We start from the raw sequence: 23,931 nt of genomic DNA on the forward strand, positions 1-23,931 counted from the left end.
GCGCGGGCGGCGCTCGGTCGCACCAGCAACACAAAAATCACGTCGTACTCTAGCGTTCCCTCAGGGCCTCCCTGGCCCGGTTCAGTGGCTTGATCAGGTAATCCAGAATTGTCTTCTCCCCGGTGCGGATATCCACCGTGGCCACCATCCCCGGTACAATTGCAAAGTGCTTGCCGGCCTTGTTCTGCAAGCTGTCCTGCTCGGTACGGATGAACACCCGGTAGTAGTAGATCTCGGGCTTCACTTCATCCTGCAAGGTGTCCGGCGAAATGCCCACCACCTTGCCATCCAGCCCGCCGTACACCGAATAGTCATAGGCACTGATCTTGACCTTGGCCGCCTGGTCCGGGTGAATGAAGGCAATGTCACGCGGGGCAATGCGGGTTTCGATCAGCAGGCGTTCGTCCATCGGCACGATCTTCATCACCTGGCCCCCGGGCTGCACCACGCCACCCAGGGTGTTGACCTCGATGTCCTTGACGATGCCGCGTACTGGCGAACGCAAGGTCAGGCGGGTAAGCGAGTCGCTGCGCCCGCGCACCACTTCCGACAGGCTGTCGGCCTCGGCGCTGGCCTTGGCCAGTTCTTCCCGGGCCCGCACCAAGTAGTCGGAGCGGGCTTCGTTGGCTTTCAGTTCAAGCTCTGAACGCTGACGGTTAAGGCGGATCACTTCGACCCGGCTGGAAGCGCCCATCTTGGCCAGGTTTTCGGTGATCTTCAGTTCGCTGCGCACCAGTTGCAGTGAGTCCTGGATGCCTGCCAGGGTTTGCTCCAGGCCGCGACGGCGGGTCTGGTACAGCGCGGTTTCCGCGTCGATCAGCTCGGGCGAGTCGCGCAGGCTGTCGGGGAAGGTCAGCGGCTTGCCGGTCACCTCCGCCTGCAGGCGGGCCTGGCTAGCCTTGGCGGCGCGGTACTTGGCTTCACTTTCGCCAACGCTGGAGGCGGTCTTGGTCGGGTCGAGCTGGGCCAGTACCTGGCCGCGCTCGACCAAGTCGCCCTCGGCCACGCTCATCTGCGCCACGATGCCACCCTCGAACGACTGGATCACCTGCTCCCGCGAACTGGGGATCACTTTGCCAGTGCCGGTGGATACCTCGGTTACCTCGAACCAGGCGGCCCAGGCCAGGAACGCGGCCAGCATCAATGCACAAATCGTGATGATACGTCCGGCGCGGAATACCGCCTGGTCGTCCTGCCCATCCAGGTAGGAGGCCGGGAGTTCATGGTTGCTCATGCCTGGGCTCCTTGCAGTTTGGCCAGCGCGGCATCGCGCGTGTCGTCGATGACAATGCGTCCGCCGTCGAGCACGAGGATGCGGTCGACCCGTTGCAGCACGCTCAGGCGGTGCGTGGCGATCACCAGGGTGCGGCCCTGGCAGAAGCGTTCGAGGTTATCCAGCAGCTTGCGCTCGGTCATGTCGTCCAGCGAGGCGGTGGGTTCGTCCAGCAGCAAAACCTGTGGCTGGCGCACCAGCAGGCGCGACAGCACCAGGGCCTGGCGCTGGCCGCCCGACAAACCCAGGCCACCTTCCAGAATCAGGTGGTCCATGCCCTTGGGCAGGCGGCGCACGAAGTCCAGTGCGCCGGTGGCCGCCAGCGCGGCCACCAGTTCCTGGTCGCTGGCCTGGCCGGCACCGAGGGTGAGGTTTTCCCGCAGCGTGCCGTGGAACAGGCGCGCGTATTGCGGCAGTAGACCCACGTCACGGCGCAGGTCGGCGGGGTCGAGGTGGGCCAGCGCGATGCCGTCCAGGCTGACGTCGCCTTGCACCAGGTCCATGGCCCCGCCCAGGGCTTGCAGCAGGGTCGACTTGCCGGCGCCATTGCGCCCTAGCACGGCAATGCGCTCGCCCGGTTGAATGTCCAGTTGGCCGATATTCAGTACCGGCGGCGATTCTTCGCTGTAGCGGAAGTTGGCCTGGCGCAGGCGATACTCGCCACGAATGGCTGGCAAGTGTACGCGGGCCTCACCTTCGGGGTGGTCGACCGGCGACTGCATCAGCTTGTCCAGCCCTTGCAGGGCCACCTTGGCCTGCTGCCAGCGGGTCAGTACATGGGTCAGTTGCGCCAGCGGTGCCATCATCCGCGACGACAGCATCGACGCTGCCACCAGGCTACTGGTGGTGAGGTCGCCGGCGATCACCATGGGCGCGCCGATCACGATGACCACGGCAAACACGGCGCCCTGAACGTTCTGCGTCCAGGTCACCAGGCCATTGGTGAGGGTGCGCAGGCGCAGGTTGGTGTGGGCACAGGCCGCGTTGTACTGGTTCCATTGCCGCTCGAAGCGCGCTTCGGCTTGCAGTGCCTTGATTTCGTCCAGGCCCTGGATGCTTTCCACCAGCATGGCGTTGCGCAGCGCTGACTCGCGCATGGAGGCGTTGGCCAGCCGCGCCAGGCGCCGCTGTGCCAGCACCCCGGGCACTACCATGGCCAGCAGTGCGACCAGCGGGATGAACACCAGCACGCCGCCGATCAGCCAGAACACCAGCAGGAACAGCAGGAAGAATGGCAGGTCGGCCAATACCGTGGCCGTGCTGGAGGTGATGAGGTCGCGGATCGATTCCAGCTCGCGCAGTTGCGAGATGAACGACCCGGTGGACTTCGGCCTCACCGAGTTGCGCAGGCGCAAGGCATGCCCGTAGACCAGGTCGCTCACCCGCAGGTCGGCGCGCTTGCCGAGCAGGTCGGTTACCTTTAGCCGCAGCAGGCGCATGCTGAAGTCGAACACCAGCGCCAGCACCACGCCGCCAAACAGCACGTACAGGGTGGGCAGCGATTCGGCCGGGATTACCCGGTCATACACCTGCATCGAGAACAGCACCCCCGCAAGGGCCAGGATGTTAGCCACCAGTGAGGCGACCATCACTTGCCCATACGGGCGCAGGTCGCGCAGCACGATGCGGGCGAACCAGTGGCGGTCGTAGGGCGCGGTGTAGTCGTCGGTGCGCACGTCGCGCAGCGGCCGTGCCGGGCGCAGCAGGGCGACGCGGTTGATGCGGCCTTTGAGGCTGTCACGCGGCAGGCGTGAGGTCAGGCCCTGGTCGCCGGCAAATACCACCGCCAGGTCGTCTTCTTCAGTGACTGACTCGACCACGGCCAACTGGCCGTCATCCAGCTCCAGCACCAACGGGGTGCGCCACTGCCGCAAGCCCTTGGCATCGAAGCGCACGAAGCGCAGGGCCAGCCCAGCCTGGCGCGCCATGTGGCGGAGGATTTCGTCCAGCGGGCGGGCGTCCTCGACGGCGGCCAGGCGGATGCGTTGTGGCGACACGTCCAGGCGGTAGTGATGCGCTACTTGCAGCATCACCTCCAGCCATGGCCCAAGGTCTGGTCGGTGAGCCGCTTCGGGCGCAGCAGCGGGCGCCTGGTTGGGCAGGGTTACATTGATGGAATCGGTCATGGCTGGATCTCCACCCCTTGCAGGTTGCGCCCCTCAAGGCCAAAGGCCGTGCGCAGGGCGCCGGTGTTGTACAGGCAGTCGACATCCAGGCGCAGCAGGTCGGAGCGGGTGCCGGCGAGTTCGAAGCGTGACTGGTAGATCTCCTGCTCGGCGTTGAGCAGGTCGAGCAGGGGCCGCGTGCCCAGGTCCAGGTACTGTCGGCCGTACAGCATGCGCGCTTCCTGGATGCTCGCCTGGCGCGCCTCCAGCGACGTCAGCCGCCGGCCCAGCCCGGAGGTTTGCGCCATGGCCTCGGCCAGGCCGCGACGGGCCTGCAGGCGTGCCGCATCCTCGGCGGAGTCGGCGGCGGTCAGCGCGTGGCCGGCAGCGCGGGTGCGGGCGCTGATGGCGCCGCCCTGGTAGATGGGCACCTCGACGTTCAGGTAGATGCCGGCCTGGGTGCGGTCCAGGCGCGCGTTGTCGCGGTTGTAGTCGTCGTCCAGGTAGTGGTTGACCTGGGGTTGCAACGACAGGGTCGGGTAGGCCTCGGCCTTGGCCTGGGCGAGTTCGGCCTGGCCTTGGGCGCGCTGTGCCAGGGCCATCAGCACGGCGGGCAGGCGGTCATCGCCCTGCGAGGGCCGCTTGCAGGCCTGGTTCAGCTCGGGCGGTGCCTGCTCGGTCAGCGCTGGTGGGGTAACGCGCCCCATCAGCGCCGCCAGGGTGGAACGCCAGCGTTCATACTGCGACTGGTATTCCTCCAGCGTGGCGCGTGCGCTTTCCACGCGGGACTCGGCTTGCACCACGTCGGAGCGGGTGCTGGCGCCCATGTCGCTGCGCTGACGGGCCATGCCGGCAATGTCGCCGACCCCGCGAATCTGGTCGCGGGCGATGGTCATCAGTTGTTCGTAGCGGCGGGTTTCGATCCAGGCGTAGGCCGTGTCGCGGGCCAGCTCGTCGACCACCAGCAGGATGTTGGCCTGGGCGCGGGCGGCGGCGGCCTGGGCCGCGCTGACGGCACTGTCGACCTTGCCGAAGTCGTAGAGCATCTGCTTGAGCGACAGGTTCAGTGCCTGGCTGTTGCGGTCACCGCCGTAACCGGTGTCATAACCGGTGCGGATACCGCCGGAAATCTGCGGGTAATACCCCGCACGGGCGACGTTGATGCCTTCACCCTGCTTGTACAGGTTGCCGATGGCCTCGGCGATGCTGGGGTGCCATTGCGCGGCTTGCAGCACTGCGTCGGTCAGCCCCAGGCGCTCGCCACTGGCCACCGGGGCCATGCCGATAGCGGGGCGGGCGGGCACCGCTTCGGGCGCATCGCGTAGCAGCGATGGCCCGATCTGGCGCAGTTGTGGGTCGATGTCGTCGGCTGCCTGGGCGGCCGGGTGGAAGTTCAGCACCAGGAGCCCGAAGGCGCCCAGCAACAGCGGTGACAGCGGACTGCTTCGCTTCACATAGTTCCCTTACTGCTGGTCGTCCATGCCGCCGGGCGCGTGCCCGGCGGGTTTGCAGCGGCCTCAGACCACATGGATACCGTTCTGCACCCACAGGTGATGGCTCGGATCCTCCTGGGCCGTATATTGGTTATAGTCGATGCCGTCGGCAGTCTGGGTGCCAGCCAGCGTCCAGTTGTCTGTCATGTGAACCGTGTCTTTGTCGTCCCCCTTGATGATCAGTGTGTCGTTGCCGATTTCGGTGATGGCCACCACGTCTGCCAGGTTGAGGGTAAGAGCCACCGCGCTGGTGTCGTTGAGGTCGATGACTTCGATGTCATGCACCCGATCGGCCAGGTTGCCCAGGTCGATGCTGGCATCGCCGCCGCCCCACAGCAGGGTGTCGGTCCCTGTGCCGCCCTCGACGCTGGCGAAGTTCTGGTCAACCACCACCAGGGTGTCGTCCCCTGCGCCACCCTGCAGGGTGATATGGCCACCCTGGCTGCCATCGAGGTGGTCATTGCCGTCGGTGCCGGCGATCACCTCTGTGGAAGCCGATGCGGCCACACTGGCCAGTGCTACCCCTTCGTCACCGGTATCGGAGAGCAGCGACATCGTGCTGGTGAGACCAGCGGCGTTGTCCAGGTTGATGGTGAGCGTTGCGGTGTCGGTGGTGCCGTTGGGGTGGGTCAGCTCGTAGGTGAAGGTGTCTTGCTGGCCGACGGCTGTCGACGTGAGCCCTGAGTTGAGGGTGTAGGTGTAGCTGCCGTCGGCATGCACCAGCAGCGTGCCGTAGGTGCCCGCCACGCTCACCCCGTTATAGCCCGGGATGGTGTAGGTGTTGGCCGCCGTCAGCACGCTCAGCACGGTCAAGGCCGAACCCACGGTGTCATCCGCGAGCAGGTTGCCGGTTGCCGTGGTCGCGCTGCTGACCACGAACTCGGTGAGGTGCGTGGTGGTGGCGTTCACGCTGGTGGTGATGGAACTGAGCAAGCCGATGCCGCCCGCTGTAACGCGTATGTGGTAGGTACCCGTCCCCTGGTTCTGGAAGGTATAAGCCGCACCGCCCCCCAGCAGGCTGACCAATGAGCTGCCAGGCACCGACTGCACCAGCACATACTGGCCGGTGGCCGGATTGAGCTTGAGCAACTCGATGGTGGTGCCGTTGAGCAGGCTCAACAGGTTGGTGGAGTTGACCACCACTTGCAGGTTGGCCGTGGTATCGGCGGCAACCGCGGTGGTGTAGGTGGCCTGGCGCGTGCCAATTACCGGCAGGCTCAGCGTGCCCAGCGAGCTGCTGCTGGTGTCTACACGGTTGACCAGGGTCAAGTGGCTGAAGCCGACGTCGTTGACGGCATCCACCACCGTGGCCGGCGCACCGTAGTTGATGTCGCTCCACACCTCCGTGGCCTGCGGGCTGTCGATACGCACATACAGGTTGGCGGAATCGGACAGACCGTTCGCATGCACCAGCTGGTAGCTGAACACATCGACCTTGCCGACACTGCTCGGGCTGCCGTTTGGCGTGTAGGTGTAGCTGCCGTCCGCGCGGATCACCAGGGTGCCGTACAGGCCTTGTACCGTGGTGGCGCTGCCGGCCGCGACATAACTGCCGTCCTTGAACACCTGGAGCACGGCGGCGCTGTCCGGGCCATGTGCATCGACAGTGCCATCGGTGCCCACATCGGTGATGACGTTGCCGGTGGTGGCGGTGCCTGTCCCGGTGAACTCGGTCAGGCTGGTGGCTGTGATGTCCAGCGAAGTGGTCACGTTGGTGATCAGGCCAATACCGCCACTGCCCACGGTCAGGCGGTAGTCACCGGCTTGCAGGGTACCGATATCGACCTGCAGGCCGAGTGGTAGCACGATCAGGTCGAGCAGGCCCTGGGTGTTGCCGGTGGCAAGCGTCACCCAGGCGCCCGTAGCGTCTTTCACTTGCAGGGTGAACGTGGAGTTGTTGAGCAGCGCCAGTACGCTGTTGGTAGTCAGTGTGAGGATCGGGTCGGCCGTGGTGCCGGCCGCTACGGTCCAGGTGTAGGTCTTGGTGAAGCCCGACAGCAGGGTGGTGAAGCTGTCGGTGTAGGTCTTGGTTGCAGTGACCGGTACCAGGCTGACCGTTGCCGTTGCCAGGTTGTCGCTGGCGATGACCGGGGCGTTGGCATCCACATCGGGCGCGGTGATGGTGACGTTGCCCGACACGTTGCCACGCGGGTCGGTGAGGCCGACCGAAAGGACCTGGCCGTTGTCCTGAGGTGGGCTCAGGGTCACGGTGAAGCTGCCGTTCGGTTGTACGGTCGCGGTTTGCAGCACGGTACCGCTGGCGCTGCGCACAGTGACGGTGGCGCCTGCTTCGCCGGTGCCGGTGAGGGTACTGCCGTCGGCACTGATCTGCAGGTTTCCGGCCACTGCAGGCGGGGTCAGGTCCGGTGCAGTCAGGGCGGTGCCGGTAGACACGTTGCCGGCACTGTCGGTGAGGGTGACGCTGAGCGCCTGGTTGTCGATTTGAGCGGCAGCCAAGCTGACTACGAACAGGCCGTTGGTGCCCACCGTTGCGGTGCCCAGGACGGTGCCAGCATTGTTGCGCACGGTGACGGTGCTGCCGACCTGGCCAGAGCCGCTGACCAAGGTGCCGTTGGCGTTGATGACCGCCACCGGGGCTGCGGGCGGCGTCGTGTCCGGTGCGGTCAAACTGGTGCTGGCGGACAGGTTGCCGGCTGCATCGGTCTGGCGCACTACCAGCAATTGCCCGTCGTTCTGTGGCGAGGTCAGGGTGATGCTGAAGGTGCCGTTGGCTTGCACCACGCCGGTACCCACCTGGCCATTCGGGCCTTGCACGGTGACGGTAGCGCCTGCTTCGCCGTTACCGGTCAGTACCGTGCCTGTGCCGTTGATGGCCACGTTGGTCGGCACGGCTGGCGGCTGGACATCGACTGCCGTGTAGCTGGTGCTGCCAGACGCGTTGCCTGCGGCGTCGGTCTGGCTCACACCCAGTACCTGGCCGTTGAGCTGCGCCGCGTTGAGGTTGACGGTGAACACGCCACCGCCATTCACCAACGCCGTTCCAAGCACGTTGTTGCTGGCATCACGCACGGTCACCGTGGCACCGGCCTCACCGGTACCGGTAAGCACCAGGCCATTGGCCGACAGGCTGGTAACCACCGGGTTGGCCGGTGGGGTGATGTCGGCCGCTTGCAGGAAGACCGGCTGCGATTCGCCGCCCAGCAGGGAGACTGCCGTCACCGAGATGTGCTGGCCGTTGAGTTGAGCCGCGTTCAGCGTGATGCTGAAGCTACCCGTTCCGATGTTGGCGGAGCCTGAACCGATCAGGTTGCCGGCAGCATCGTAGACGCGAATGCTTGCACCGGCTGCGGCCGTACCGGTCAAGGTCAGGCCGTCGCTGCCCAGTATCGCATTGGTTGGTGGTTCGGGTGGCGGCACCAGAGGGGTGGTGTACGTCACGGCGCCAGAGGTATTGGTACCGTCGGACTGGCTCACGGAGAGGAGTGCGGCTGAGCCCGGCGTCGGCGAAAGGTTTATCTGGAAGTTGCCAGCGGCGTCCACCAGACCGGTCCCTATCACGGTGCCGGTGGGGCCACCGATTCTGACGGTGACCGTGGCATTGGCTTCGCCCCTGCCGGTCAACGAGCTATAGGTATTGTCGATCGCCAGGTTGGTCACCACGGCGGGTGGCGAGGTGTCGTTGGTCTGGTAGCTGGCGGGTATCGAGGCATTGCCGGCAGCATCCGTGGACACCACGGTCAGCAGTTGGCCGTTGTTCTGAGCCGGGTTGATGGCAACGGTGAACTCGCCATTGCCACCCACCACCACCGTACCCACGAGGCTGTTGTCAGGGCCACGAACAGTGATGGTGGAGCCGGCTTCCGCCGTACCGGTCATCGACGTGCCTGCCGGGTTGAGCAGCAGGTTGCCTGGCTGCACCGGCGCTGTCAGGTCTGGCGCGGTTACCTGCAAGGGCGCCGACGGGTTGCCGGTGGCGTCCTGGGCGATCACCGTCAGTACCTGGCCATTGATTTGCGGGTTGTTCAGGTCGAGCACAAAGGTGCCGTCCGGGTCGACTGTCACCTGGCCCAGCAGGTCGCCGTTGTTGTTGACCACGGTGACGCGGGTGCCGGCTTCGGCGGTACCGATCAGTTGGGTGCCGCTGTCGTTGAGGCTGGCGATCACGGTGGCCGGCGGGGTGATGTCCAGCGCCGTGACCGTGCTGACCGTCGATACGTTGCCGCTGCTGTCGGTCAGGGTGACCTGCAGCAGTTGGCCATTCAGTTGCGGGGTATCCAGCTCGACCACGAAGGTGCCATTGGCAGCCACCACGGCAGTGCCGATCTGTGTGGTGCCGACATACACGCGCACGGTAGCGTCCGCTTCGCCGACACCGCCCAGTTCATCGCCTGCCACACTGAGCTGCAGCCCGGTTGCGGCGGCGGGGGGCGTATAGTCCGGTGCTTGAACGGTGACCGGCAAGCTGATGTTGCCGGGTGGGTCGGCCTGCTGCACCGACAGCACCTGGTGATTGATTTGCGCGGGCGACAGCTCGACGCGGAAGGTGCCGTCTGCCAGTACTGTGCCGGTACCCAGCACGGTGCCGGCGGCATTGCTGACAGTGACCGTCGCGCCTGCTTCGCCCAGGCCGCTGACCACACTGCCGTCGGCGTTGATCACCACGGCGGTAAGGGGAGCTGGCGGTGTGAAGTCCGGGGTTTGCAGGGTGGCCACGGCCGACACGTTGCCGGTGGCATCGGCCTGGGTGAAGCTGAGCAGTTCGGCGTTGCCCAACGCCGGGCTGAGGGTGATGGTGAAGTAGCCGCTGGCATCGACGGTGGCGCTGCCGATTGGCTGGCCTGCCGGGTTGGTGACGGTGACCAGCGCGCCCACTTCGCCGCGGCCGGTGATGGTCACGCCATCGCTGGATATTGCCAGCGCGGTGGGTGCTGCGGGTGCCGTGGTGTCCGGTGCAGTGATGGCACTGGCGGCGGACTGGTTGCCGGCGGCATCGGTCAGCACCACCTGCACCTGTTGGCCGTTGGCCTGAGGCGAGGCGAGGTTGACCTGGAAGGTGCCGTCGGCGCGTACCGTTGCGTTGCCCAGCACCGTGCCGTCGGCGGCCAGCACGCGAACAGCAGCCCCCGTTTCACCGGTACCGTTGAGCAGGCTGCCACCGCCATCGAAGGCCAGGTTGCCAGCCGCATCCGGCGCCACGCGGTCCGGGGCGGTCAGGCTGACGCTGTTGGACTCGTTGCCGGCCACATCGGACTGGCTGGCGCTGAGCTGTTCACCGTTGATCTGCGCGGCGCTGAGGTTGACGCTGAAGTTGCCGCTGGCATCGACCACGGCGGTGCCCAGGTCGATCCCCCCTTCGCCGATCACGGTGACGGTGGCACCTGGCTCACCGCGCCCAGTGAGTATCAGGCCGTCGTTGGACAGCACCAGGTTGGTCAGTGGTTGCGGTGCCGTGGTGTCCGGTGCCTGCAGGGTCGCCGGCAGCGAGACTGCGCCGTCGCTGCCGGTGGCGCTTACCTCCAACCGTTCGCCGTTGGCCTGGGCGCTGCTGAGGTTGACGGTGAAGGTACCGTCGTTGGCTACCGGGCTGCTGCCCAGCAATACGCCGTTGGGGCCATACACCTTGACCGTGCTGCCCACCGTCGCGGTACCGGTCACCGACAGGCCGTCGGCGGCCAGTACCAGGTTGTCCGGTGTCGCCGGTGCCAGAAGGCCCGGCGCGGTGACGTTTTGTGCAGGGGAGACGTTCTGTGCGGCGTCGGCCTGGACCACGCTCAGGCTTTCACCGGTGATCGCGGCTGGCGACAGGGTGACGCTGAAGTGGCCGTCGGCGCCGACCGTGGCGGTGCCCAGCACGGTGTTGTCGGGTGCCCGTACGGTGACGGTCGCACCGGCTTCGCCATTGCCTGTCAGGGTGGTGCCACTGGCAGACACCGCCAGGTTGGTAACGGCCGCTGGCGGTGTGGTATCGGCTGCGGTGTAAGGCGCGGCCGGTGAAACGTTGCCGGCCGCGTCGGTAGCCGTTACCTGCAGGGTCTGCCCGTTGGTCTGGGCGCTGTTCAGGGTGAGCTGGAAGGTGCCGTTGCTGCCGGTTGTCGCCGTGCCCAGCACGTTGCCGCTGGCATCGCGCACGGTCACGGTGCTGCCGGCTTCGGCGTTACCGGACAGTTGCAGCCCGGTGGCGGCGAGGGCCAGTGCAGTCGGTGCAGCGGGTGGGGTGAAGTCCGGCGCGGTAACGGCCACGGCGGCAGAGGTGTTGTTGCCTGCGTCGGTCTGCGTAACGCTCAGGTGCTGGGCGTTGAGCTGGGCGCTGTTCAGGGTGAGGGTGAAGCTGCCGTTGGCGGCCACCAGTCCAGTGCCGATGATGGTACCGTCCGGGCCGCGCACGGTGACTGTGGCACCCGCTTCGCCCAAGCCGGTCAGGGTCAGACCGTTGTTGTTCAGCACCACGTTGGTGAGTGGGGCCGGTGGGGTCAGGTCCGGGGTGGCCACATTGACGGCTGGCGAGGTGTTGCCGGCGGCATCCACTTGCGTCACGCCGATGGCCTGGCCGGTGGCTTGCGGGGTGTCGAAGGTCACGGTGAAGCGACCGTCGGCGCCCACCGTGGCCGTGCCCAGCAACGCACCGGCGGCGTTGCGCACCTGCACGGTAGCCCCCACTTCGCCACTGCCGGACAGCTGCCGGCCGTCCTGGCTCAGCTCCGGATTGGTGATGGCGGCAGGCGGCATGCGGTCTGGCGTCGTCAGGCTGGCCGGGCCGGAAATGTTACCGGCGGCATCGCTGAGGGTGACTTGCAACGCGCTGCCGCTGGTTTGCGCGCTGGGCAGTGTGATCTGGAACTGCCCACTCTGGTTGACGGTGCCGGTGGCCAGGATGGCACCACTGGCATCGCGTACGGTCACGGTGGCGCCGGCTTCGCCCTGGCCGCTGAGCACGGTGGCCGCGCTGTTGAGGCTGAGGTTGCTGGCGGCCAGCGGTGCCTGCAGGTCAGGGGCTTGCAGGGTGGCCGCGAGCGAGACGTTACCCGCCGCGTCGGCCTGGGTCACGATCAGGTTCTGGCCGTTGGCGACAGCGGGTGAGAAATCGATGCTGAACAGGCCGTTGCTGCCGACGGGCGCGGTTCCCAGGAGATTGCCCTGCGCATCGGTCACGCGCACGGTAGCACCCACTTCGCCTTGGCCTGTCAGCGTGCTGCCGGTGGCGTTGAGGACGACTTGGGTCGGTGCGTTTGGCGCCGTGGTGTCGTTGGCCACGACAATGGCTGGCACCGAAGGCTGGCCATCGACGGTAGCCTTGGCGCTGACCTGCAAGATCTGGGCGTTGAGCTGGGCGTTCTGGAAGAACACCCGGAAGGTGCCATCGCTGCCGACCGTGGCGGTGCCCAGGGTGGTGCCACCGGAGGTCACGGTAATCAGCGAGCCGACCGTACCTAGGCCGGTCAGCAGGAAGCCGTCGGCACTGATGGACAGGGCCGAAGGTGTGGCCACCTCGGTGCCGGTCGGGCCGGCAAGTGGCACTTCGGAGGATTCATTGCCGGCAGGGTCGATCACCACCACATCGACGGTTTCGCCGGTGGCCAGTGGCGGGGCGACGTCAACCACGAAGGTGCCGTCTGGCCCGACGGTTATCGTGCCGCGCACGCCGCTACCATCCTGATTGCGGATTTCCACTGTGCTGCCAGGTTCCGCGCTACCCCCTACCGTGCTGCCATCCGGGCTCACGGTCAGGCCGGTGGCCGCATCCGGGTCGGTTGTATCCGGGGCGTTGACGGAGACCGGAGCAGAGTCGTTACCGGCTGCATCGGTCACCACCACGGTCACCGTCTGGCCATTGGTCAGCGGGGTATCCAGCGGTACGCTGAAACTGCCATCCGGATTGACGGCCACCACGACCACATTGCCATTCCCGTCGTCCACGGACACTGAGTTGGCGCCAGGCGCATTGCCGGTGACGGTGCTGCCGTCCGGACTGACCAGCACGCCCGTGGGCACTGCCGGTGGCGTGATGTCCGGCGCATTGATCTGGCCGGGAAGGGACACATTGCCGGCAGTATCGGTCAGGGTCACGTTGAGTGACTGGCCGTCCAGTTGGGCGGGCGAGAGTGGCACGGTGAAGCTGCCACCTGCCGGCACGACGATGGTACCCACCAGGGTGCCGTCGGTAAGCCGCACTTCCACCGTGGACCCTGTTTCACCAGTACCCTGGATGGCGTTGCCGCCTGGGGTGATGGTGAGGCTGCCCGGCGCTGTTGGCGCGCTGCTGTCATCGGCGGTGAAGCTGGCAGACGGTGAGGCATTGCCATCGCCATCGATCAACACCACCGACAATACTTCGCCGTTGGTCTGGGCGGGGGCGAGTGGTACTTCGAACGTGCCGTCGGGCTCCACCTGAATGGTACCCAGCAGGTCGCCTGCCGCGTTGCGAACTTCTACGGTGGTGCCTGCCTCGCCCTGGCCGCTGAGCAGTGTGCCGGTCGGATCCAGGCCCAGGCCTTGCGCTGGCAGCGGGGCCTCCAAGTCAGGCGCGGTCACGGTGCCGGCGGGCGAGTCGTTGCCGGCACTGTCCGCCTGGGTCACAGACAGCGTCTGGCCATTGAGCTGGGGCGGGTCGATGCTCACCAGGAAGCTGCCGTCTGGCTGAACCGTGGCGGTGCCCAGCACGGTACCTGCTGTATTGGTAACACTCACCTGCGCACCTGGCTCGCCACTGCCGGTGATGGTCCTGCCATCGCCAGACAGGGTCAGGCCGGTCGGGGTCGCCGGCAACTCGGTGTCCGGTGCCGGCAGGTCGGCCGCCGCCGACAGGTTGCCGGTTGGGTCACGCTGCTCCACGGTCAGCGCCTGGCCGTTGGTCTGTGGTGGAGTGAGGATGATTTCGAATGCACCGTTCGGGCCTGCCACGGCACTGCCCAGCACGCTGCCATCCGGCCCACGCACGGTCACGGTGGCGCCAGGTTCGCCGCTGCCGGTGACCGTGGTGCCTGTGCCATCGATGGTCGGGTTGGTGACCGCCTGCGGCGGCGTGGAGTCGGGTGCGGTGAAACTCACCGGGCCGGCGCTGTTGCCCAGGTTGTCGGTGGCCTCGACGCTCAGGCTCTCACCATTGCGCTGTGGCGCATTGAGGGTGACGTCGAACTTCCCGTCTGCACCCACTATGGCGGTGCCCAGCACGTTGCCGTTGGCATCGCGCACGGTGACGATGGAGCCGCTTTGGCCCTGGCCGGTCAGGTGAATGCCTGCGGTATCGATGGCCATCCCCGAGGGTTGCAGCGGGCCATCCAGATCGGGGGCAATGACGGTGGCGGTCGAGGTATTGCCGGCCGCGTCGCGCAGCACCACGTCCAGTTCCTGGCCGTCGGTTTGCGGCGGGTTGAGCACCACGCTGATCACGCCGTCGGCGCCGACCTGGGCGTTGCCCAGCACGACACCCTGGGCGCTGATGACCTGCACGGTGGTGCCCGGCTCGCCGCGGCCAGTGAGCAGGCTGCCATCGGCGCTCAGTTGCAGCTGGCTGGCTTCATTGGGTGGAGTGATGTCAGGGGCGGTGACCTGGGTCGGCAGTGACGCGTTGCCGGCACCATCCACAGCCACCACATCCAGGGTTTCGCCGTTGGCTTGTGCTGGGGTCAGGCCGATGGTGAAGCTGCCGTCCGGGCCTGCCTGTGCGCTGCCCAGCACATTGCCCTGCGCGTCACGCACCTGCACCTGCGTGCCCGTCGGTGCGGTACCGGAAACGCTGGCGCCATCTGCGCTCACCACGACACCGCTGGGGCTCTCGGGCAGCGGTGCATCGGCAACCGTCACGCTAAGCCCTACCGAGGTATTGCCGGCGGCATCGGTCTGCACCAGCACCAGGGTTTCGCCCGCCGCCAACGGCGTTTCGAGGTCGACCACGAAGGTGCCATTTGGCGCGACGGTGCCGGTGCCGAGCACCGTACCCTGCGCATCACGCACTTCCACCGTGGCACCGGGTTCGCCACGGCCAGACACGGCCAGGCTGCCATCGGCGGCCACCACGTCAGTGACGAGTGTCGGTGCCGTGATGTCCGGGGCCACATAGCTCAGCGGTACAGAGGTGTTACCTGTCGCATCGGTCACGGTAATGGACAGTGTTTCGCCATTGGCCTGTGGCGGGTTCAGGGTCAGGCTGAAGCTGCCATCCGGCTGGGCGATGGCGCTGCCGATCAGGTTGCCCAAGCCGTCTTTCACCTCTACCCGGGCACCGCCTTCGGCAGTACCGGTCAGGGTGTCGCCATTGGTCAACACCAAGCCCGTTGGTTGCAGGGGGGCCACAAGGTCTGGCGCGGTCAGTGGGCCAGGTGTGGAGACGTTGCCGGCGGCATCGGTCAGGGTCACCTGCAGGGAGGAGCCATCCACCACTGGGGTTGGCAACTGCACGTTGAAGCTGCCATCGGGTTGAACGGTGCCGCTCACCAGCACTTGGCCCTGGTCGTCGAGCACTTTGACGGTGGCACCCACTTCGCCGCGGCCTGAAACCGTACGGCCGTCGGCGCTGATCACCAGGTTGGTGGCTGGCGCCGGCGGCGTGGTATCGCCGCCGTTATCGATGACCGGCGCGGTAACGGTACCGGCTGTGGAGGCATTACCTGCGGCATCGGTGGCGGTTACCTGCAACTGTTCGCCTGCCACTTGCGGCGGGGTGAGGCCAATGCTGAAGGCCCCGCTGGCGCCCACCACGACACTGCCCAGCAGGGTAGTGCCGTCGGCGGCCAGCACGCGTACGGTGCTGCCGGCTTCGGCGCGCCCGGTCACTGCGCTGCCATCGGCGCTGACGGCTAGTTCACTTGGCGCGGCTGGGGCGGTGATGTCCGGCGCAGTCACTTGTGTCGGCAGTGACGAGGCCCCGTTGGTGTCGATGGCGATCACATCCAGCAGCTGGCCGTTGGCCTGGGCTGGGGTGAGCACAACGGTGAAGGTGCCCCCGGCACCCACTACGATGCTGCCAACCAGGTTCCCATTGGCATCGTGCACTTCCACACGGCTGCCGACTGGCGCCGAACCGCTGATGCTGGTGCCGTCCGCCGCGAACACCAGGTCGCTCGGGCTGGCCGGCGTGGTCACCAACGGTACGTCGAAGGTCAAAGCTTGGGAAGCGTTGCCGCTGGGGTCGGTCTGCACCAGGCTCAGGCGTTCGCCCGGCAGCGCGGCCGGGTCGAGGTCGAGCACGAAGGTGCCGTTAACGGTCACCGTACCTGTGCCGATCAGTGTGCCATTGGTGTCCCGCACCTCAACGGTGGCACCGGCCTCACCGCGACCGCTCAGGGTCAGGCCATCGGCACCGACCACGATATTGCTGACCTGCGCAGGTGGGGTGATGTCCGGGGCGTTGAATTGCAGCGGCGTCGAGGTATTGCCGGCGGCGTCCACCAGGCGGATGTCGAGGACTTCGCCATTGGCCTGGGCGGGGGACAGGGTAACGCTGAAACTGCCGTTCGGGTTGACCACACCGGTACCGATCACGGTGCCTGAGGTGTCGCGTACTTGCACAGTGGCGCCAGGTTCACCGCTACCGGTCAAGGTAACGCCGCTGGCCAGGTCGAGGCCGGTGGGCTGAGCAGGGGACTGCAGGTCTGGGGAGGCCACCGTGCCTGGAGTGGAGGCATTGCCGGCGGCATCGGTCAGCACCACTTGCAGGGTGCTGCCATCGTTGACGGGTGGTGTCAGGGCGATCTGGAAGGTGCCGTCCGGGTTGACCGTGCCGCTGGCCAGCACGTTGCCTTGGGCATCGCGCACCAGCACGGTGGCACCCGTCTCGCCACGGCCGCTCAGCTGGCCACCGGCCAGGCCAATGACCAGGTTGGTCGGCGCCAGGGGTGGCGTTGTATCGACACCGTCGATGTCGGGGGCTGTGACGCCAGCGGCGCCGGAGGCATTGCCGGCGGCGTCGGTGGCGGTGACTTGCAGCACTTCACCGTCCACTTGTGCCGGGGTGAGGGTGATGCTGAAACTACCGGTCGCACCCACCACCGCCGTGCCCAGCACCGTAGTGCCGTCGGCAGCCAGAACGCGCACGGTGCTGCCCACTTCGGCACGGCCGGTGACAACGGTACCGTTGGCATTGATCGCGAGTTCGCTTGGCGCGGCTGGCGCGGTGATGTCTGGCGCGCTGACCTGCACCGGCAGCGACGATGCCCCTGTGCCGTCGATGGCCACTACATCCAGCAGTTCGCCGTTGGCCTGGGCCGGGTTGAGGATGACGGTGAAGGTGCCATCGCCGCCCACCACCACGCTGCCGACCAGGATGCCGTTGCCATCACGCACTTCCACACGGCTGCCCACCGGGGCAGAACCGGTGAGGCTGGTGCCATCGGCGGCAACCACCAGGCCGCTTGGGCTATCGGGGGCAGTGGTCAGTGGTACTTCATACTGCAAGGCTTCGGACGCGTTGCCGCTCGGGTCGGTCTGTACCAGGCTCAGCACGGCGCCTGGCTGGGCTGCCGGGTCGAGATTGACCGTGAAGGTGCCGTTGGCTCCGACCGTGGCGGTGCCGATGACGGTACCGCCCGCATCACGCACTTCGACGGTTGCACCCGCTTCGCCGCGACCGCTGAGCACCAGGCCACTGGCACCGACCACGACATTGCTGACGACAGCAGGCGGGGTGATGTCGGGGGCGTCGAACTGCAGTGGCGCCGAGCTGTTGCCGGCGGCATCCACCACCCGCACATCCAGCGCCTCGCCATTGGCCTGGGCGGGGAACAAGGTGACGCTGAAGGTGCCGTCTGCGTTGACCAGGCCGGTGCCGATCACAGTGCCGGCGCTATTGCGCACCTGCACGGTGGCACCGGGTTCGCCGCGGCCGGTGAAGGTGACACCCTCGGCCAGGGCCAGGTCAGTAGGTTGCGCAGGGGCCTGCAAGTCCGGCGAAGTGACTGAACCGGGTTGCGAGACGTTGCCAGCGGCATCGGTGAGGGTGACTTGCAAGGTGCTGCCGTTGTTCACGGCAGGAGCCAAGGTCACCGCAAATGTGCCGTCGGGGCTGACCGTACCGGTTGCCAGCACAGTACCTGCGGCGTCACGCACCTGCACGGTGGTGCCGGCTTCGCCACGCCCGCTCAGCTGGCTGCCGGCCAGGCCGACCACCAGATTGGTTGGTGCGTCGGGTGGCGTGATGTCGCCACCGTCGATGTCTGGCGCGGTGACTGAACCTGCCGTCGAGGTGTTGCCTGCCGCATCGGTGGCGGTGACTTGCAGCACTTCGCCGTCCACTTGTGGCGGGCTGAGGGTGATGCTGAAGCTGCCGGTAGCGCCAACCACGACGCTACCCAGCACGGTAGTGCCATCGGCGGCCAGTACCCGCACGGTGCTGCCCGGTTCGGCACGGCCGGTGAGCACGGTGCCGTCGGCGCTGACAGCCAGTTCGCTCGGGGCGACCGGCGCGGTAATGTCTGGCGCGGTGATTTGCGTTGGTAGTGACGATACACCCGCATCATCGACGGCCACGACGTCCAGCAGTTCGCCATTAGCCTGGGCGGGGGCCAGAACGACAGTGAAGCTGCCATCAGGGCCGGCCACGATACTGCCGATCAGCGTGCCGTTGGCATCGTGCACTTCCACGCGGGTGCCGGCCGGCGCCGTGCCGCTGATGCTGGTGCCGTCCTCGGCGAACACCAGATCGCTGGGGCTGGCCGGGGCGGTGGTTACCGGAACTTCGAACTGCAGCGCTTCGGAGGCGTTTCCGCTGGGGTCGGTCTGCACCAGGCTCAGTTGTTCGCCGGGCTGCGCGGCCGGGTCAAGGTCGATCAGGAAGGTGCCGTTGGCACCCACTACGCCTGTGCCGATTACCGTGCCGTTGGCATCACGCACTTCGACGGTGGCGCCGGCTTCGCCACGCCCGCTCAGGGCCTGGCCGCCGTTGCCGACCACGATGTTGCTGACCGCCGCGGGCGGGGTGATATCCGGGGCATCGAACTGCAGCGGTGCAGAAGTATTGCCGGCCGCGTCCACCAAACGAACGTCCAGCGCTTCGCCATTGGCCTGGGCTGGGTTAAGGGTGACGCTGAACAGGCCATCGGCGCCCACTACCCCCGTACCAATGATGGTGCCAGCGGCATCACGCACCTGCACGGTGGCGCCCGGCTCGCCGCGACCGGTGAAGGTCACGCCATCGGCCAGGGCCAGGTCGGTGGGTTGAGCCGGAGGCAGCAGGTCGGCGGAGGTCACCGAGCCCGGCTGCGACACGTTGCCGGCAGCATCGGTCAGGGTGACTTGCAGAGTGCTGCCGTCGATCACGGCAGGGCTCAAGGACACCACAAAGGTACCATCCGGCCCAACGGTGCCAGTCGCCAACAGGTTGCCGGCGGCATCACGGACCTGCACGGTGGTGCCCGCTTCGCCACGCCCGCTCAGTTGGCTACCGGCCACGCCGATCACCAGGTCGGTTGGTACTGCGGGTGGCGTGGTATCGACGCCGTCGATATCCGGTGCGGTGACCGAGCTGGCTGTGGATGTGTTGCCGGCCGCATCGGTGGCAGTGGCTTGCAGCACTTCGCCGTCCATTTGCGGCGGGTTGAGGTTGATGCTGAACACACCGGTCGGGCCGACCACGGCGGTGCCCAGTTCGGTACCGTCAGCGGCGACGATGCGCACGGTGCTGCCCGGTTCGGCACGGCCAGTGAGCACGGTGCCGTCGGCGCTGACAGCCAGTTCGCTCGGGGCGACCGGCGCGGTAATGTCTGGCGCGGTGATTTGTGCGGGCAGCGACGAGATGCCGCTGTCATCGATGGCGACGACATCCAGCAGTTCGCCGTTGGCCTGAGCGGGGTTGAGCTCAATGCTGAAGGTCCCATCGGCATTGGCAATGGCGCTGCCGATCAGCGTGCCGTTGGCGTCATGGACCTCTACGCGGGTGCCCGCCGGGGCGGAACCGGTGAGGGTAGTGCCGTCGGCATCGATGACCAGGTTGCTCGGGCTGTCTGGCGCGGTGGTGAGTGGCACATCGTATTCGAGGGCAACGGAGGCGTTGCCGCTGGGGTCTGTCTGCACCAGGCCCAGCTGGTCACCCGGCTGTACCGCAGGATCAAGGTTGATGAGGAAGGTGCCATTGGCCCCGACCACTCCGGTGCCGATCACGGTGCCGTTGGCATCACGAACTTCGACGGTGGCACCCGGTTCGCCTCGGCCGCTCAGCGCCAGGCCGCCGCTAGCGACTGCGATGTTGCTGACCGCGGCAGGCGGTGTGATATCCGGGGCATCGAACTGCAGCGGGGCAGAAGTGTTGCCGGCCGCGTCCACCAACCGAACGTCCAGCGCTTCGCCGTTGGCCTGGGCTGGGTTAAGGGTGACGCTGAACAGGCCATCGGCGCCCACCACACCCGTACCAATGATGGTCCCAGCGGCATCACGCACCTGCACGGTGGCGCCTGGCTCGCCGCGACCGGTGAAGGTCACGCCATCGGCCAGGGCCAGGTCGGTGGGTTGAGCCGGAGGCAGCAGGTCGGCGGAGGTCACCGAGCCCGGCTGCGACACGTTGCCGGCAGCATCGGTCAGGGTGACTTGCAGAGTGCTGCCGTCGATCACGGCAGGGCTCAAGGACACCACAAAGGTACCATCCGGCCCAACGGTGCCAGTCGCCAGCAGGTTGCCCGCAGCGTCACGGACCTGCACGGTGGTGCCCGCTTCGCCACGCCCGCTCAGTTGGCTACCGGCCACGCCGATCACCAGGTCGGTTGGTACTGCGGGTGGCGTGGTATCGACGCCGTCGATATCCGGTGCGGTGACCGAGCTGGCTGTGGATGTGTTGCCGGCCGCATCGGTGGCAGTGGCTTGCAGCACTTCGCCATCGACCTGTGGCGGGTTGAGGTTGATGCTGAGCACACCGGTCGGGCCGACCACGGCGGTGCCCAATTCGGTGCCGTCTGCGGCGACGATGCGCACGGTGCTGTCCGGTTCGGCACGGCCGGTGAGCACGGTGCCGTCGGCGCTGACAGCCAGTTCAGTCGGCGCGGCAGGCGCGGTAATGTCTGGCGCGGTGATTTGTGCGGGCAGCGAAGAGACGCCGCTGTCATCGATGGCGACGACATCCAGCAGTTCGCCGTTGGCTTGTGGCGGGTTCAGTTCGATGCTGAAGGTGCCATCGGCATTGGCGATGGCGCTGCCGATCAACGTACCGTTGGCATCGTGCACTTCTACGCGGGTGCCCGCCGGGGCGGAACCGGTGAGGGTAGTGCCGTCGGCATCGATGACCAGGTTGCTCGGGCTGTCTGGCGCGGTGGTGAGTGGCACATCGTATTCGAGGGCAACGGAGGCGTTGCCGCTGGGGTCGGTCTGCACCAGGCTCAGCTGGTCACCCGGCTGTACCGCAGGATCAAGGTCAATCAGGAAGGTGCCATTGGCCCCGACCACCCCGGTGCCGATCACGGTGCCGTTGGCATCACGAACTTCGACGGTGGCCCCGGGTTCACCTCGGCCGCTCAGCGCCAGGCCGCCGCTGCCGACTGCGATGTTGCTGACAGCGGCAGGCGGTGTGATATCCGGGGCATCGAACTGCAGCGGTGCAGAAGTATTGCCGGCCGCGTCCACCAAACGAACGTCCAGCGCTTCGCCATTGGCCTGGGCTGGGTTAAGGGTGACGCTGAACAGGCCATCGGCGCCCACCACACCCGTACCAATGATGGTGCCAGCGGCATCACGCACCTGCACGGTGGCGCCCGGCTCGCCGCGACCGGTGAAGGTCACGCCATCGGCCAGGGCCAGGTCGGTGGGTTGAGCCGGAGGCAGCAGGTCGGCGGAGGTTACCGCGCCCGACGGCGACACGTTGCCGGCGGCATCGGTCAGGGTGACTTGCAGGGTGCTGCCGTCGATCACGGCAGGGCTCAAGGACACCACAAAGGTACCATCCGGCCCAACGGTGCCAGTCGCCAACAGGTTGCCGGCGGCATCACGGACCTGCACGGTGGTGCCCGCTTCGCCACGCCCGCTCAGTTGGCTACCGGCCACGCCGATCACCAGGTCGGTTGGTACTGCGGGTGGCGTGGTATCGACGCCGTCGATATCCGGTGCGGTGACCGAGCTGGCTGTGGATGTGTTGCCGGCCGCATCGGTGGCAGTGGCTTGCAGCACTTCGCCGTCTATTTGCGGCGGGTTGAGGTTGATGCTGAACACACCGGTCGGGCCGACCACGGCGGTGCCCAGTTCGGTACCGTCAGCGGCAACGATCCGCACGGTGCTGCCCGGTTCGGCACGGCCGGTGACGACAGTGCCATCGGCGTTAACGGCCAGTTCGCTCGGGGCGACCGGCGCGGTAATGTCTGGCGCGGTGATTTGTGCGGGCAGCGACGAGATGCCGCTGTCATCGATGGCGACGACATCCAGCAGTTCGCCGTTGGCCTGAGCGGGGTTGAGCTCAATGCTGAAGGTCCCATCGGCATTGGCAATGGCGCTGCCGATCAGCGTGCCGTTGGCGTCATGGACCTCTACGCGGGTGCCCGCCGGGGCGGTACCGGTGAGGGTAGTGCCGTCGGCATCGATGACCAGGTTGCTCGGGCTGTCTGGCGCGGTGGTGAGTGGCACATCGTATTCGAGGGCAACGGAGGTGTTGCCGCTGGGGTCGGTCTGCACCAGGCTCAGCTGGTCACCCGGCTGTACCGCAGGATCAAGGTTGATGAGGAAGGTGCCATTGGCCCCGACCACCCCGGTGCCGATCACGGTGCCGTTGGCATCACGAACTTCGACGGTGGCCCCGGGTTCACCTCGGCCACTCAGCGCCAGGCCGCCACTGCCGACTGCAATGTCGCTGACTGCACTTGGCCGGGTGATGTCGGGAGCTGTGAATTCAAGCGGGATCGAGCTGTTGCCGGCAGCATCCACCAGGCGTATGTCCAGTGCTTCGCCGTTGGCCTGGGCGGGCGACAGGGTGACGCTGAATAGCCCGTCGGCACCGACCAAGCCTGTACCAATGATGTTGCCGGCCGCATCACGCACCTGCACGGTGGCCCCTGGTTCACCGCGGCCAGTGAGGGTTACGCCGCTGGCAAGGGCGAGGTTGGTGGGCTGGTCTGGGGCGGTCGTATCAGGTGTCTCGACGTCTGGTGCTGCAATACTGGCCGAAGGCGAGGTGTTGCCGGCTGCGTCCTTGGTGCTGACCTCCAAAGCCTGGCCTTCGGTCTGTGGCGGTTGCAGGGTGATGCTGAACTGGCCGTCTGCACCGGCCACGGCTGAGCCCAGCAGCACCCCGTCGGCACCCCGCACCGAAACCGTAGAGCCTGGTTCTGCACGGCCGGTGAGGGTGGTGCCCTGTTCATTGATGGCAAGGTCGGTAGGTGCCAGCGGCGCAGTCACATCCGGGGCGGTGACTGTGCCAGGCGTGGAGACGTTGCCGGCGCCATCGGTCAGAGTGACTTCAAGGTTTTCGCTGTTGATTTGCGGCGGGTTCAACGTCACGTCGAAGGTGCCGTCGGCACCCACGGTGCCGCTGCCGATCAGGTTGCCGGCAGCATCACGGATGCTCACTGTAGTGCCTGCTTCACCACGGCCGGTCAGGCGCAGGCCATCCGGTGACACCAGCAGGTCGATGGGCGTGGCCGGTGCGGTGGTATCGGGGTCCGAACCGCCACCGCTGCTACCGCCGCCTCCGTTGTCGGCTGCCGCCGCAGCGCCACCGATGCCAAGCAGGCTGAGCCCGGCAATCGCCCAGGTCGGCATGGCGCTACCGGCAGTGCCGATACCCGCGACCAGTTCGTCCAGCGAGTTCACATCCTCGAAGGTGAAACCGGTGAACGCCGTAGCGTCGTACTGCGCGTGCCACAGGGTGCCGTCTTCACCGACGAAGACAATGTCGCTGCCGACCCCTGCCTGGTCCACGGCGAAGAAGTTGCCGATGGTGACCTTTTCACCCGATTTCAGGGTGATGATCAGGTCTTGCCCACGTTGGGTAACAGTGGCGACCTTGTCGGGGGCCACCGGCATCTGCACTACGCCTGGCCCTTTCAGGTTGATATTGCCCCAGGCGCTCTGAGTGGCGACTTCGGTTTGCTTATCGGCGACGACGATGTTGTCCATGAACGCTCCCTGCTGGTATCCGGATCCCCCGGCCCGAACCGTTCGGGCCACAACCTGCGTCACGGAGCCCTTGCGGGGGCGT

The 23,931-nt window shown here is 66.8% G+C and carries 4 protein-coding genes; all 4 read right to left on the reverse strand.

Translation table 11 applies throughout. The annotated features are described in order from the left end of the window. Positions 1-49: 49 nt before the first annotated feature. The 4 genes from PM2_RS00625 to PM2_RS00640 all read right to left on the reverse strand — a co-directional run bounded on the left by PM2_RS00625 (position 50) and on the right by PM2_RS00640 (position 23,849). Entirely contained in the window at positions 50-1,234 is a 1,185-nt protein-coding gene (locus PM2_RS00625) for an HlyD family type I secretion periplasmic adaptor subunit (RefSeq protein WP_027609920.1), read from the reverse strand. Further along, positions 1,231-3,399, reverse strand: a complete 2,169-nt coding sequence (locus tag PM2_RS00630) for a type I secretion system permease/ATPase (protein WP_028699517.1) — start codon at positions 3,397-3,399, stop codon at positions 1,231-1,233. The genes PM2_RS00625 and PM2_RS00630 overlap by 4 nt, the downstream gene beginning before the upstream one ends. Then, a complete protein-coding gene (locus PM2_RS00635; RefSeq protein WP_025754800.1) occupies positions 3,396-4,832 on the reverse strand; it encodes a TolC family outer membrane protein in 1,437 nt (478 codons plus the stop codon). The genes PM2_RS00630 and PM2_RS00635 overlap by 4 nt, the downstream gene beginning before the upstream one ends. A 63-nt stretch (positions 4,833-4,895) precedes the next feature. After that, positions 4,896-23,849, reverse strand: a complete 18,954-nt coding sequence (locus tag PM2_RS00640) for a BapA/Bap/LapF family large adhesin (RefSeq protein WP_042131122.1) — start codon at positions 23,847-23,849, stop codon at positions 4,896-4,898. Between the last annotated feature and the right edge of the window lie 82 nt (positions 23,850-23,931).

The sequence above is a fragment of the Pseudomonas monteilii NBRC 103158 = DSM 14164 genome (genome assembly GCF_000730605.1).
GTDB classification, from domain to species: Bacteria; Pseudomonadota; Gammaproteobacteria; order Pseudomonadales; family Pseudomonadaceae; genus Aquipseudomonas; species Aquipseudomonas monteilii.